Source organism: Rhodoferax sp. (assembly GCF_018780565.1).
Lineage (GTDB): Bacteria > Pseudomonadota > Gammaproteobacteria > Burkholderiales > Burkholderiaceae_C > Rhodoferax.
In genome coordinates this window covers 362,407-376,971 of the sequence record NZ_JADMJN010000002.1, presented here as the reverse complement: position 1 = coordinate 376,971, position 14,565 = coordinate 362,407, and the positions used below count along the sequence as shown (strand labels likewise).

General features: G+C 57.2%; 12 protein-coding genes and 1 tRNA gene. 11 read left to right on the top strand and 2 right to left on the bottom strand.

Annotated features, from left to right (window positions below; all coding sequences use genetic code 11):
- Positions 1-98 precede the first annotated feature (98 nt).
- Positions 99-878 carry an enoyl-CoA hydratase gene (locus IV109_RS02150; protein ID WP_296691494.1) on the top strand — a complete coding sequence of 260 codons (780 nt, stop codon included), beginning with the start codon at positions 99-101 and terminating at the stop codon, positions 876-878.
- Positions 879-916: 38 nt separating this feature from the next.
- A tRNA-Met gene (locus tag IV109_RS02145) sits at positions 917-993 on the top strand.
- Between the two features lie 60 nt (positions 994-1,053).
- Here IV109_RS02145 and IV109_RS02140 read toward each other — a convergent pair.
- Complete coding sequence (locus IV109_RS02140) at positions 1,054-1,362, bottom strand: hypothetical protein (protein WP_296691493.1); 309 nt, start codon at positions 1,360-1,362, stop codon at positions 1,054-1,056.
- Positions 1,363-1,584: 222 nt separating this feature from the next.
- Here IV109_RS02140 and IV109_RS02135 point away from each other — a divergent pair, with 222 nt between their 5' ends.
- Both IV109_RS02135 and miaB read left to right on the top strand, forming a co-directional pair.
- On the top strand, positions 1,585-2,043 hold the full coding sequence (locus IV109_RS02135; protein ID WP_296691491.1) for a hypothetical protein: 459 nt from the start codon (positions 1,585-1,587) through the stop codon (positions 2,041-2,043).
- A 98-nt stretch (positions 2,044-2,141) separates the two neighbouring features.
- On the top strand, positions 2,142-3,491 hold the full coding sequence (gene miaB, locus IV109_RS02130) for a tRNA (N6-isopentenyl adenosine(37)-C2)-methylthiotransferase MiaB (RefSeq protein ID WP_296691489.1): 1,350 nt from the start codon (positions 2,142-2,144) through the stop codon (positions 3,489-3,491).
- Positions 3,492-3,497: 6 nt separating this feature from the next.
- Here the strand turns inward: miaB and ffh are convergent, their stop codons facing one another.
- Entirely contained in the window at positions 3,498-4,862 is a 1,365-nt protein-coding gene (gene ffh / locus IV109_RS02125; protein ID WP_296691487.1) for a signal recognition particle protein, read from the bottom strand.
- Between the two features lie 77 nt (positions 4,863-4,939).
- On the opposite strand from ffh, the gene ccsA reads away from it, so the two are divergent.
- The 7 genes from ccsA to IV109_RS02090 all read left to right on the top strand — a co-directional run bounded on the left by ccsA (position 4,940) and on the right by IV109_RS02090 (position 14,446).
- Positions 4,940-5,743 carry a cytochrome c biogenesis protein CcsA gene (ccsA, locus tag IV109_RS02120; RefSeq protein WP_296691486.1) on the top strand — a complete coding sequence of 268 codons (804 nt, stop codon included), beginning with the start codon at positions 4,940-4,942 and terminating at the stop codon, positions 5,741-5,743.
- Complete coding sequence (locus IV109_RS02115; protein ID WP_296691485.1) at positions 5,740-5,967, top strand: PP0621 family protein; 228 nt, start codon at positions 5,740-5,742, stop codon at positions 5,965-5,967. Before ccsA ends, IV109_RS02115 begins: the two co-directional genes overlap by 4 nt.
- Positions 5,968-7,695 (top strand): nitrogen regulation protein NR(II), encoded by a 1,728-nt coding sequence (locus tag IV109_RS02110; RefSeq protein WP_296691482.1) that lies wholly within the window; start codon positions 5,968-5,970, stop codon positions 7,693-7,695.
- Positions 7,696-7,699: 4 nt separating this feature from the next.
- Positions 7,700-9,181, top strand: a complete 1,482-nt coding sequence (locus tag IV109_RS02105) for a sigma-54 dependent transcriptional regulator (RefSeq protein ID WP_296691479.1) — start codon at positions 7,700-7,702, stop codon at positions 9,179-9,181.
- The gene (ampD, locus tag IV109_RS02100; RefSeq protein ID WP_296691478.1) at positions 9,168-9,785 is read left to right on the top strand and encodes a 1,6-anhydro-N-acetylmuramyl-L-alanine amidase AmpD; all 618 of its coding nucleotides are present in this window, start codon (positions 9,168-9,170) and stop codon (positions 9,783-9,785) included. The genes IV109_RS02105 and ampD overlap by 14 nt, the downstream gene beginning before the upstream one ends.
- 402 nt (positions 9,786-10,187) lie before the next feature.
- On the top strand, positions 10,188-13,109 hold the full coding sequence (locus tag IV109_RS02095) for a ribonucleoside-diphosphate reductase subunit alpha (RefSeq protein ID WP_296691475.1): 2,922 nt from the start codon (positions 10,188-10,190) through the stop codon (positions 13,107-13,109).
- Positions 13,110-13,243: 134 nt separating this feature from the next.
- Positions 13,244-14,446, top strand: a complete 1,203-nt coding sequence (locus IV109_RS02090) for a ribonucleotide-diphosphate reductase subunit beta (RefSeq protein ID WP_296691473.1) — start codon at positions 13,244-13,246, stop codon at positions 14,444-14,446.
- The last annotated feature ends 119 nt before the right edge of the window (positions 14,447-14,565 follow it).

Sequence of the window (14,565 nt, the reverse complement as noted above, 5' to 3'; positions counted from 1 at the left end):
CCTCAATAAGTCATTGAATTTACCATTTCCATGCCACACCCTCGATGGCACACTGGCCTTGGGTATAGTCAACGACCGATAGCAATCCGGAGACTCCCATGAATTTTGAACTGATCAACGTCCGTACCGAAGCCGACAAGGTGGGGGTTATCACCCTGAACCGCCCCAAGCAACTCAATGCCCTGAACAACCAGCTGATGGACGAACTGGGTGCTGCTCTCAAAGCCTTTGATGCAGACCCGGCCATTGGCTGCATGATCATCACCGGCAGTGAAAAAGCATTTGCTGCCGGGGCCGACATTGGCGCCATGGCCAGCTACACCTTCGCCGATGTCTACAAGGGCGACTACATCACCCGCAATTGGGAAACCATTCGCAGCATCCGCAAGCCTGTGATTGCCGCCGTGAGTGGTTTTGCGCTCGGTGGCGGCTGTGAATTGGCCATGATGTGCGACTTCATCATCGCAGCTGACAACGCCCGGTTCGGCCAACCCGAAATCAAATTGGGCGTGATTCCCGGCGCCGGCGGCACGCAACGCCTGCCCCGAGCGGTTGGCAAAGCCAAGGCCATGGACATGGCCCTGACCGGTCGCATGATGGACGCCACCGAAGCTGAGCGCGCCGGCTTGGTCAGCCGCGTCGTGGCACTGGACAAATTGATGGAAGAAGCCCTGGGTGCGGCACTGATCATCAGCGAATACTCACAAATCGCCACGATGGCGGCCAAGGAATCCGTGAACCGGGCCTATGAGGGCACGCTGAGCGACGGCATTATTTTTGAACGCCGCCTGTTCCATGCGCTGTTTGCCACCGCCGATCAAAAAGAAGGCATGGACGCGTTTGTGAGCAAGCGAAAAGCAAATTTCACGAACACCTGATGGGATCGCGTTTCAAGTTGCTATAATCTTGCCCTACTGGTGATATAGCTCAGTTGGTTAGAGCGCAGCATTCATAATGCTGATGTCGGTGGTTCAAATCCACCTATCACCACCAAACACCCCTTACCGGGTATGAAAAACCTGCTACCTAACTGATAGCAGGTTTTTTTATGTCTCAAAAATCTGCACGCAGGACGAAGCTGAGTCCGCCAGATTGCCCCAGGTAGGTGTGGAAATTCCAGCTGTTGCCTTTCGCGCTGACCTGTGAATAGGTCCATTGCGCCATCACGCCTTTCCCAGAAAGGTCATACGCCACTTTGAAGCCCCTGTTGGCAACAGATGCCAAAGGCAAGCCCAGACGCCGACGATCGCCGTCAAGACCCGGGCTGAATGCAACCAGGTAGTCGCTCAGGGAGGCTTCGATTCTGCGCAGGGATGCATGGGCGTCCGACACCAGCATCCGAAGCGACTTAGGGCGCAACAAGGCTGGAAAGGGGTAATCAATCCTGGTTTTTTGTTACTTGGTGTAGCGGCCATTGCGCCTTGGAATGCCCACCCTTAGCCCTTGTTCACCTGCCAGGATGATCGCTTCTGGCACAATCTACCGGTACCAGCGCTGCGCCACAGCGTCAGGTTCTGCCCGGAAATCGTCGGATCTGACGAGAATCCCGAACCACCTACAACTTACAGCCTCTGGACAAATACCATGAACCGCTGCCTGCCATTGCCCATCGCCCGCTATTTCGCACTGTTTGTGCTTGCCTTGCTCTGGACAGCCGTCTACGGCCCCAACACCGCACAGGCCCAGAACACGCGCCAGTTTCCACTGACTGCCAAGCGTGGCATGCTGGTGGTGACTGCACCGCCCGTCATTCAGATCAATGGCGTCAATGAACGGCTGTCACCAGGCGCCCGCATCAAGGGACCCAACAATCTGCTGGTGATGTCGGCATCGCTGGTGGGCACCAGTGTGCTGGTCAACTATGTGCGCGATGGCCAGGGCATGATTCATGAGGTGTGGATTCTCAGCGCGGAAGAAGCACAGGAGAAACGCTCCGGCATGGAGCCTGTGACCAACTACACATCGGGCTTCGATGCGGACAAGCCCAAAACAGACGACGGAAAAACTCCGTTCAATCAGCTGCCCAAGTACCCCAAGCAATAAGGCGCCCGCCTGAATTTTAGTGGCCAACAGGGCCTTCTCCCTCGTCAGATATAGTTATTTTGCTATTTAAAATATAGCAATCCATTGAAGGGGTCAGCATGACCAAAAAAGTCTTTATCAAAACCTTTGGCTGCCAGATGAACGAGTACGACTCGGACAAGATGGCCGACGTGCTGAATGCCGCACAGGGCTACGAGCCCACTGACAACGTGGACGAAGCCGATCTGATTCTTTTCAACACTTGTTCGGTGCGGGAGAAAGCCCAGGAAAAGGTCTTCTCCGATCTCGGACGGGTCAAGCATCTCAAGAAAAAAGGAGTGCTGATTGGCGTGGGGGGCTGTGTGGCCAGCCAGGAAGGGGCCGCCATCATTGAACGCGCTCCCTACGTGGATGTGGTGTTCGGCCCGCAGACCCTGCACCGCCTGCCGCAAATGCTGGCCGCACGCGATCTGCAGAACCGCTCGCAAGTGGACATCAGTTTCCCCGAAATTGAAAAATTCGACCACCTGCCACCCGCCCGCGTAGAGGGTGCAACGGCCTTTGTCAGCATCATGGAAGGCTGTTCCAAATACTGCAGCTACTGCGTGGTGCCCTACACCCGCGGCGAAGAAGTATCGCGGCCGTTTGAGGATGTGCTGGTGGAAGTGGCGGGTCTGGCCGACCAGGGCGTCAAAGAAGTCACCCTGCTCGGACAGAATGTGAACGCCTACCGTGCCCGAATGATCAGCACCCCAGACGCAGTCTCAACCGAGATGGCTGACTTTGCCACCTTGCTGGAATATGTGGCCGATATCCCTGGCATTGAGCGCATTCGCTACACCACCAGCCACCCCAATGAGTTCACGCCTTCGCTGATTGCGGCTTACGAAAAAATCCCCAAGCTGGTCAGCCACCTGCATTTGCCGGTGCAACACGGTTCAGACCGCATCCTGATGGCCATGAAGCGCGGCTACACCGCCATGGAATACAAATCCACCGTGCGCAAGCTGCGGGCGATACGCCCCGACATGGCCATGAGCAGCGACTTCATCGTTGGCTTTCCCGGCGAGACCGAGGACGATTTCAACAAGATGATGAAGCTGATTGACGACGTAGGTTTTGACAACTCCTTCAGCTTCATTTTCAGCCCCCGTCCAGGCACCCCGGCCGCCAACCTGCGTGACGACACGCCACACGAGGTCAAGTTACGTCGCCTTCAGCATCTGCAGTCCGTCATCAACGACAGCATCAAACGCATCAGCGAGAGCCGCCTGAATACGGTGCAGCGCATCTTGGTGGAAGGTCCATCCAAGCGCGATGGTGCCGAGCTGATGGGTCGCACCGAGTGCAACCGGGTGGTGAACTTTGTAGGTCCAGCACGCCTGATTGGGCAACTGGTTGATACACGCATCACCGAAACGCGGACCTATTCGCTTCGAGGCGAAGTTCTGGTGCACGACAGGGTCTGATCAGGTTTAAAACGGCATCTTGGGCATGCCCTTCATGCCCCCCATGCGCTTCATCATTTTCATCATGCCGCCGCCCTTCATCTTTTTCATCATGTCCTGCATCTGCTCAAACTCCTTGAGCATGCGATTCACCTCCTGAACCTGCACCCCGGCGCCTGCGGCAATGCGCCGCTTGCGCGTGGCCTTGATGATGTCGGGCTTGCGGCGCTCCAGCGGCGTCATGCTCTGAATGATGCCTTCCTTGCGCTTAATGTCTTTTTCGGCCTTGTCCATGTCGACCTGGCCCGCTTTGGCACTCATCGCGGCTGGCAGCTTGTCCATCAGGCTGGACAGTCCGCCCATCTGCTTCATTTGCTGAATCTGGGCCAGGAAATCATTCAGATCAAAACCAGCGCCACTTTTGACCTTGGCTGCCAGCTTTTGTGCCGCCGCCATGTCCACGCCGGAAGTCACCTGCTCCACCAGCGCCAGGATGTCACCCATGCCAAGAATGCGTCCGGCATGGCGCTCCGCATCAAACACTTCAAGGCCGTCAATTTTTTCACTGGTGCCAGCGAACTTGATGGGCGCACCGGTAACCTGTCGCACCGACAGTGCCGCACCGCCGCGTGAATCGCCATCGGTCTTGGTCAGGATGATGCCGGTCAGGGGCAGCGCTTCCTTGAAAGCCTTGGCCGTGTTCACGGCGTCCTGGCCCTGCATGGCATCGACCACAAACAGGGTTTCCACCGGGTTCAAAATGGCATGCAGGTCCTTGATCTCGCGCATCAGCGCTTCGTCAATCGCCAGTCGGCCCGCAGTGTCTACCAGCAGTACGTCGAAGAAATGCTTGCGGGCATAGTCCAGCGCCGCCAGCGCAATATCCACCGGCTTCTGGTCCGGCGTGCTGGGAAACCACTCGGCACCCGCCTGCGCCGTCACTGTTTTCAGCTGTTCAATCGCCGCCGGGCGGTACACGTCACCCGATACGGTCAGCACTTTCTTCTTGCGCTTTTCAATCAGGTGTTTGGCTAGTTTGGCGGTGGTGGTGGTTTTGCCCGCGCCTTGCAAACCAGCCATCAGGATCACGGCCGGGGGCTGGGCTGCCAGATTGATGTCGCTGACGCCCTCGCCCATGGTTGCGGCCAGCTCCTTGCTGACAATCCCTACCAGGGCTTGCCCCGGAGACAAGGAACCCAGCACATCCTGACCCAGCGCCTTTTCCTTGACCCGGGCAATAAAGTCGCGCACCACGGGCAAGGCCACATCGGCCTCCAGCAAGGCCATGCGCACCTCACGCAGCATGTCCGCCACGTTGGATTCTGAAATGCGGGCCTGGCCTCGCATTTCCTTGACGAGGCGGGAGAGTTTGTCGGTAAGTGCGGAGGCCATAGGGGGTATTCCGGTCAACGGAACCAAAGTTGGGTGCCAAACGGGATTGGCAAGATGCAAAACGCTAAACTGTAGCCATGATTTTAGCCAGTGCTTCCACCCCCAGTCTGACTTTGGCAATTGGCGCGGCTGTGGCCTATCTGGTATCGGCTGCCGGTGCCGCCCGTCTGGGTGCACGGAATGCACGGATCGCCCTATGGCTGGCATGGCTGGTGCATGGCGTCTTGCTGGCTTGGAGTCTCTTTGGCGAAGCACCCCGCTTTGGCTTTGCGCCAGCACTATCGGTAACGGCTTGGCTGGTTGCGGCTGTCTACGCGGTTGAAACCCATGTGTTTCCGCTGTTGCAAACACGCTGGACCCTGTCGTCACTGGGTGCTGCCGCCGTGCTGCTGGCCGTGGCATTTCCCGGAAGCCCCCTTCATGCCAATGCCTCGCCGTGGCTGCCGCTGCACTGGGCATTGGGCATCGCTTCCTATGGCCTGTTTGGCATTGCCGTGGTGCATGCCTGGTTCATGACCCGGGCGGAGGGACGTATCCGTCTGGCCAATGATCCACACAGCGGCATGCCCCTTCTGACCATGGAACGCCTGACCTTCCGCTTTGTAGGCGCCGGTTTCCTGCTGCTATCGGCCACGCTGCTCATCGGCTTCCTGTTCGGCAATCACCTCTACGGCGCTACAACGCCCTTGAAATGGGATCACAAAACGGTGTTTTCCGTCCTATCCTGGCTGGCATTTGCCGTCCTGCTGATCGGGCGCGCGCGGTTCGGATGGCGCGGAAGACGGGCGGTACGGGTCCTGTACATAGGGTCCGGTTTGCTGCTGCTGGCCTACGTCGGTTCGCGCTTCGTGATGGAAATCATTCTCGGACGGGCCGCATGAAGTTTCTTCTGATATTGACTGTGGTGGTGGCGGGCATCTGGCTCTGGCGCTCCAACCGGCGGGATGTGCCCCAACACAACAAGCAGCAAGCCAAGGGCAAGCCAGGGCCGCTGGAGATTGTGAGTTGCACCTTGTGTTCGGTTCATGTTCCATCTGTGGATGCCATTCAAGGCCAACGCGGCGTCTACTGCAGCGCCGAACATCTCCAGCGCGCGGAGCACTGAATGAGCCAGCAACCAGACCCCCAGACCTGGTTTGCCCCGTCCTTGCTTGAACCCGGCATCGAGCAGACAGACAACCCCCAGGAATTCGAGCGTCTATGGCGTGGCTTCATGACCGCGCGGGTCACCCTCGGGCTGGTTCTGCTTCTGCTGCAGAGTGTCATTTTTGCGCTTGGCTCTTCACCCAATGCCACCCTGATCCTGATTTGCAGTGGCTACTTTGCAGCGGCACTGTCTGTGCGCTTGATGGCCAAACCGCGCCAACTGGGCAAGGCTTTTGACTCTCAATGGTTGAACACCCTCGGCGTCGATATCCTGGCTTTTGCAGCCCTCCAGGTAGCGCAAGGCAACAGCATCAATTACGCCCCCTTGTTCGCCCTGCCGGTCCTGATGGCCTCGGTTCTGGGCTCACTGCTGCTGGCCATGGGTGCAGCCGCGGGCGTTACCCTGCTGCTGTTCATGTACGCCGCATGGATGTCGATTCAAGTACCCGGCGATACGACAGCGTATTTTTTGCAGGCGGCACTCACGGGCGCCGGTTGCTTCGTCATCTCATTTCTGGCCAACCAGATTGCGACCCGACTGGCAAACGAAGAGTTGCGGGCGGAACGCAACCAGTTGGCCGTAAGGGTACAACGCCTGGTTAACGAACTCGTGATTGAGTCGCTGACCGACGGGATTCTGGTGGTGGATCACGACAACACCGTGCGCGCAGCAAATCCTGCGGCGCGCATGCTGTTAGGTGCGGAGCGCAGCGTTCGTGCCAGCTCTTTTGACCTTGCTTCTCAGGTGGGATGGCAAGGTCTGATCGACCTGATGAAACTCAGTTTTGCGGAAAATGCCGCCAAGCAGGCGGACGTCACGATTCACCATGCAGGACAGGGCCCCAGGCGCGTGCGGGTTCGGACCCAGCTCACCGCCGCACAGGGCACGGGATCGGAAAGTCTTTGCGTCATGTTCCTTCAGGATCAGCGCGAAATGGAGGCTCGAATGCGAACCGACAAGCTGGCGAGCATGGGCCGGATGTCTGCTGCCGTCGCCCACGAAATTCGAAACCCGCTGGCCGCGATTGCCCAAGCCAACGCCCTGCTGGACGAAGACCTTTCCGACCCCAGGCACAAGCAACTTACCCAGATGGTCAAGCAAAATGCCAAACGGTTGGAAAAAATTGTGGACGATGTACTCAACATCTCCCGCGTTCAGCACGGCGACAGCATCATGATGTCAAGTACGCTGGATTTGAACGATGCCCTGGAGAGAATCTGTCACGACTGGCAGGAGCAGACAGGAATGGCACACCATTTGCGCATCAAGCTGACGCCTCAGGCGGCCGAAGTAAGGTTCGAAGCAGAGCACTTGCGCCGTATTCTGGTCAACCTGCTTGATAACGCACGCCGCTATGCAAGCCGCCAACTTGATGCCATTCAGGTCTCGGCCGAAGTCTCTTCCATGGGGCAAAGCAGCTTGAGCGTCTGGAGCGACGGCCAACCGATGGATCAAACTGTTGAGAGACACCTTTTTGAACCCTTCTTTTCTTCAGAGAGTCGCTCCAGCGGACTGGGGCTCTATATCTGTCGTGAATTGTGTGAAGGACATGGCGCATCAATTGCCTATTTCCGAACGCAGCGAAACGTCAGGGGAGTTTCCATGGAAGGAAACGAATTCATTGTGACTTTCCGCTCCGGCATGGACAACATCAAAGCGTCCCGGCTGGCCGGAGCACACCCGTAACAACATGACTTCGAACACCCTTCCCAACACCGTACAGATCCTGGTTGTCGACGACGAACCAGACCTGAGAACGCTGTATGAGTTGACGCTGCTGCGCGAAGGCTACCGCGTGGAGACAGCAGAGAGCCTGGCGCAGGCAATGCAGCATCTCAGTGAACGGCGCTTCGATGTGATCATCACTGACATGCGATTACCCGATGGCCTTGGCATGGAACTCATTCGACAGGTCAAGGCCCAGCAGCGCGCAGAGCGCTGCGTCGTCATCACGGCCTACGGTTCGGCAGAAAACGCTGTGGAATCGCTCAAGGCGGGCGCTTTTGATTACTTGACCAAGCCGGTCGATCTCAAACAATTTCGGGCCGTCATCGCATCTGCCGTCCAGGATCCCCTCCCGCGCATGGCTGTAGCTGGCCGGGCAAATGCACTGCAGCGACGGGCGGAGGACGCAACCAAGCCACCGTCCAGCGGAAACGCGGCCCTGCGGCGCATCGTGGGCGAATCCCAATGCATGCGGCTGGTCAAGGAACGCATCGTCAAAGTGGCTCGCAGCATGGCGCCCGTTCTGGTGCGGGGAGAGTCCGGCACCGGCAAGGAACTCGTGGCCAACGCCATCCATGCCAGCAGTCACCGGTCCGCCAACGCATTCATTGCCGTGAACTGCAGCGCAATACCCGAGAGTTTGCTGGAAGCCGAATTTTTCGGCGCCAAGAAGGGCGCCTACACAGGCTCTACCCAGGACCGCGGTGGGTTTTTTCAGGCCGCCGGTGGCGGTACGCTTTTTCTGGACGAGATTGGTGATTTGCCACTCGCCATGCAATCCAAACTGCTGCGGGCCATTCAGGAACGCTGTATCCGCCCGGTCGGATCTCCTCAGGAGGAGCCGGTGGATGTCCGGATCATCAGCGCGACGCACAAGGATCTCGCTGCGGAGGTCCAGGCGGGACGTTTTCGGCAAGACCTGTACTACCGCCTGAACGTCATTGAAATTCTGATCCCGCCCCTGCGGGAGCGACGCGAAGACCTTCCGGCGCTGTGCACCGTGCTGCTGCACCGGATCGCCAGGGAGTCGGGCATACCTGTTCCCGCCCTGTCGTCCACTGTATTGGACCAGCTCGCGCGTGATCCGCTTCCTGGCAATGTCAGGGAGCTTGAGAATATGCTGCATCGCGCCGTGGCCCTGAGCGAGCAGGATGACCTGCAGATTGAACCGTCGGGCTTTCAGCCGCTCGCGGCAGACTCCCCGCCAGCAGCTAGCACCGGCGCCGCGCCACTGACTGATGATCAGGTAACCATTCCCAGCGACTTGCAAAGCCATCTCGACACTCAGGAGCGGGAAATCCTGATTCAGGCACTGCGCGAAACCGGGTTCAACCGCACCGCCGCCGCAGCCCGCCTGGGTTTGAGCCTGCGTCAAATGCGCTATCGAATTGCCCGACTCAATATCGACACACCTCACAACAGCGAGTCTTCTGATGAACCGGTCTGATCCGCCCCGTCCCACGCCACTTTGGCGGGATGGCCGGTACCAGTTTTCCGGGTGGCTGGCCTCGCCCAACTTTGGCCCCCGGCCCGGCAGTACGAAAATTGACCTTGTCGTGCTGCACTCCATCAGCCTGCCCCCCGGGCAGTACGGCGGAGATGACGTAGACCGCCTGTTTACCAACCAGCTCGACTGGAATGCGCACCCGTACTTCAAAACCATCCAGGGCATGGAGGTGTCTGCGCACTTTTTTATCCGCCGCAACGGGGACCTCGTGCAGTTCGTGAGCTGCGATGACCGCGCCTGGCACGCCGGAGCCTCAAGCTACCGCGGACGGAACAATTGCAACGACAATTCAATCGGCATTGAACTTGAAGGCGTCGAAGGAGGGCTGTTCGAAGAATCTCAATACGAGACCCTCACCAGCCTTTGCACCGCCATCCTGCAACACTACCCCATCGCTCATATTGCCGGCCACGAGCACATCGCGCCTGGCCGCAAAGCCGACCCGGGAACCGGCTTTGATTGGCCACTTTTGCAACAGGCCCTCGGTTGTACGTCTCAGTACTTTCCCGATGGTATTTTTGAAAAAAACACTTTTCAAAAATAATTATTTCTCCAAATTTCGCCCAGGCAATTGCGGCCTTGCGAATCAATCAAAAATGTGAGCAGAAGCTGGCATGCGGCATGAGCAGGCAAAAGCCTTGGCAAGCCTTGTATTTGCTTGCTCAGAAATATATTTCGTTGATGCATCAAGGCAAGAAGACCGATTGAGAACATCTGCGGCCTCCGGTGATGACGAAAACTTTTATCCCGCCGTTTGATGCGAATCGCAGGAAGTCCGTAGAATCGCCCGCTCAGGAAAGAAACACTACCGGTAGTGGCTTGCAATCGATCAGGACCCCATATATAGTGTGTCCTGCTCTGACAGATAGCCCATCCACACGTGGATCAAGTGCCAATCACAGAAGCCCTGAATCTCAATAAAACAAAGCTCCGGACGAGGAAATAAATGCAAGCCACACTGAATTCCCCAAGCGCGTCACACACCGACGCACTGTCACACCATCAAAGCAACGATGGCACAAGCAACACGGCAGCCCACTCACTGAACCATTATCAAATCATCCGTCGCAACGGTGCCGTCGTTCCTTTCGAGCCCAACAAAATCGCGGTTGCCATGATGAAGGCTTTCCTGGCGGTACACGGCACACAGGGCGCGGCATCAGCCAGCGTTCGTGAAATGGTGGACGGCTTGACGCAGGCCGTCATTCGCGCACTGATGCGCTCACGCCCGGGTGGCGGCACGTTTCATATTGAAGACGTGCAGGACCAGGTCGAACTGGGCTTGATGCGCGGTGGTCATCACGAAATTGCACGCGCTTACGTCCTGTATCGCGAAAAGCGCACCCAGGAACGCGCCAAGAAAGTGACGCAGGATACGCCCGAAGCCCCGCTGCTGCATGCATTGGACAACGGTGAACGCATCGTTCTGGACCTGAACCGGCTGAAAAACCTGATCCAGTCTGCCTGCGCCGGATTGGGTGCAGACATCAAGCCTGATCCCATCATGGCCGAAACCATGCGCAACCTGTACGACGGCGTGCCGATGGACGAGGTCTACAAGGCCTCCGTACTGGCCGCGCGCACGCTGATCGAAAAAGATCCTGATTACACCTATGCCACAGCGCGCCTGCTGTTCCACACCATTGCCAAGGAGGTTCTGGGACGCGATGTGGTGCAGGCCGACATGGCGCAGGCTTATGTTGATTACTTTCCGCAATTCATCCGCAAGGGCGTTGCCAATGATCTGCTGGACGAAAAGTTGCAGCAGTTCGATCTGAATCGGCTGGGCGCCGCGCTCAAAGCGGAGCGGGATCTCAAGTTCGATTACCTCGGCCTGCAGACGCTGTATGACCGCTACTTCCTGCACGTGGGCAAGACACGCATTGAACTGCCCCAGGCATTTTTCATGCGCGTGGCCATGGGCCTGGCGCTCAATGAAATCGACCGCGAAGCCCGCGCCATCGAGTTCTACGAGGTTCTTTCCTCATTCGACTTCATGTCCAGCACGCCGACGCTGTTCAACAGCGGCACCCTGCGCTCGCAACTCTCCAGCTGCTACCTGACGACCGTCCCCGACGATCTGGATGGCATTTACGAGTCGATCAAGGAAAACGCCTTGCTGTCCAAGTTTGCCGGCGGCCTGGGCAACGACTGGACCCGTGTACGCGCCCTGGGCTCCCATATCAAGGGAACCAACGGCGAATCGCAAGGCGTGGTGCCATTCCTGAAAGTCGTCAATGACACTGCCGTGGCGGTGAACCAGGGCGGCAAGCGCAAAGGCGCTGTTTGCACCTACCTGGAAACCTGGCACCTGGACATCGAGGAATTCCTGGAGTTGCGCAAAAACACCGGCGATGACCGCCGCCGCACCCATGACATGAACACCGCCAACTGGATTCCCGATCTGTTCATGCGCCGCGTCATGGAAAAAGGCCAGTGGACCCTGTTCTCGCCCAACAATGTGCCGGACTTGCATGACAAATTCGGGGCTGACTTCGAAAAAGCCTATGTGGCCTATGAAGAAAAAGCGGCACGTGGCGAAATCAAACCAGCCCGCACCTTGCCGGCAGCCGACCTGTGGCGCAAGATGCTCACGATGCTGTTTGAAACCGGTCACCCCTGGATCACGTTCAAAGACGCCTGTAATGTGCGCTCACCGCAACAACATGCCGGCGTGGTTCACTCCAGCAACCTGTGTACCGAGATCACACTCAACACCAGCGACACAGAGACAGCCGTATGCAACCTCGGCTCGGTCAACCTGCTGCAGCACATCAAGGATGGCGCTGTAGATCACGCCAAGCTGCAAAAAACCATCACCACCGCCATGCGGATGCTCGATAACGTCATCGATATCAATTACTACGCCGTCAAGAAGGCACGTGACTCCAATATGCGCCACCGGCCAGTGGGTCTGGGGGTCATGGCGTTCCAGGACAGCCTGTATGAGCTGCGCATACCCTACGCCAGTGATGCTGCGGTGGAATTTGCCGACAAGTCGATGGAAGCCATCTGCTACTACGCCTACTGGGCCTCCACCGAACTGGCCCGCGAACGCGGTCAGTACTCCAGCTACAAGGGCTCCCTCTGGGACAAAGGCATTTTGCCCATCGACACCTTGGACATGCTGGCGCGCGAGCGCGGCGGCTATGTAGAAGTGGATCGCTCATCCACGCTGGACTGGGACGCCCTGCGCAAGAAGATTGCCACGGACGGCATGCGCAATTCCAACTGCACTGCCATCGCACCAACTGCCACCATCTCCAACATCATTGGCGTGGACGCATCCATTGAGCCCTGCTTTGGCAACCTGTCGGTCAAGTCCAACCTCTCTGGCGAATTCACCATCATCAACGGTTACCTGGTGCGCGACCTCAAGCGCCTTGGTCTTTGGGATGACGTCATGGTGATGGACTTGAAGCACTTCGACGGTTCCCTGAATCCGATTGACCGGGTTCCCGCCGAGATCAAGGCCTTGTACGCTACGGCCTTCGAAGTTGAAACACGCTGGCTGGTAGAAGCGGCAGCACGTCGCCAGAAGTGGATCGATCAGGCCCAGTCCCTGAACATTTACATGGCAGGCGCCTCTGGCAAAAAGCTGGACGACACCTACAAGCTGGCATGGATTCGCGGCTTGAAGACCACCTACTACCTGCGCACCATGTCAGCCACCCACGCTGAGAAATCTACCGTGACCGCAGGGCGGATGAATGCGGTGTCCTCCGGTCAGGAATCACACAATGGCAACGTCGGCATGAGCGCGCTCGATGCAGCGGCCGCCGCGGCAAAAATGCAAATGGCATCGGGCCCTGCAACCGACATCAAGTTCTGCGGCGTTGACGATCCGACCTGCGAGTCGTGCCAGTAATGTTTGAACCGATGTCGCATGTCATGTGCTGCGATGTTGCAGCACAACACTTGACGACACAATATGCCAGCGATGTGAATGAATACTTTTCATTTCATTTCGCTGCTCTCATAATCCGCTGATTGGAATTATTTATGTTGACCTGGGACGAAGAAGTCAAGCCCACACCGCAAATGCCTCAAGCACGCGGCTCATCCAGCAGCCGTACGACAGAGTCGCCTCTGCCGTTCGCTGCAACGCCAACCTTTCACGATGGCGCCAACCTCTCCGCTGCACCTTTGCCGACGCACACAAGCAGTGCACCAACAGTGACTGCGCCACATCGCGTCAACGCTGCTGACAAACGCATCATCAACGGCAAAACCGACGTCAACCAGCTCGTTCCCTTCAAATACAAATGGGCGTGGGAGAAGTACCTCTCCAGCTGCGCTAATCACTGGATGCCCCAGGAAGTCAACATGACGCGCGATATCGCGTTGTGGAAAGACCCCAATGGTCTGACAGAAGACGAACGCCGCATCATCAAGCGCAATCTCGGCTTTTTTGTCACCGCTGATTCTCTGGCAGCCAATAACATTGTGCTGGGAACCTACCGTCACATCACGGCACCGGAATGCCGTCAATTCTTGCTGCGTCAAGCTTTCGAAGAAGCTATCCATACCCATGCCTACCAGTACATCGTGGAATCATTGGGCCTGGATGAAAGCGAAATCTTCAACGCTTACAACGAGGTCAAATCGATTCGCGACAAAGACGAGTTCCTGATCCCCTTCATTGAAGCGATCATGAACCCAGAGTTCAAGACCGGTACACCGGAGAACGATCAGACCCTGTTGAAATCTTTGATCGTTTTTGCCTGCCTGATGGAAGGCCTATTTTTCTACGTTGGGTTCACTCAAATTCTGGCCTTGGGCCGTCAGAACAAAATGACAGGTGCGGCAGAGCAGTACCAGTACATCTTGCGCGACGAGTCCATGCACTGCAATTTTGGTATCGACCTGATCAATCAGCTCAAACTCGAAAATCCACAGTTATGGACGTCCGAGTTCAAGGCTGAGATTCGGGCTTTGTTCGAACGAGCCGTCGAACTTGAATACAAATATGCCGAAGACACCATGCCACGCGGCGTGCTGGGCATGAATGCTTCCATGTTCAAGGGCTACCTGCGCTATATCGCCAACCGTCGTGCAACGCAAATTGGCCTGGAGCCACTGTTCCCGAACGAAGAGAATCCATTCCCATGGATGAGCGAGATGATTGACCTCAAAAAGGAAAGAAACTTTTTTGAGACCCGCGTCATTGAGTACCAGTCTGGCGGGGCGCTGTCCTGGGATTGAAATTCAAAAAATGACAACAAGAATTCCACAAACTATTGACTGCCCCATAGAGGGCAGAAGTAGTTTGTGTACCCGAGTTCATGGTGCTGGGACCAAGCCCAACTCCATGAATCGCTTCA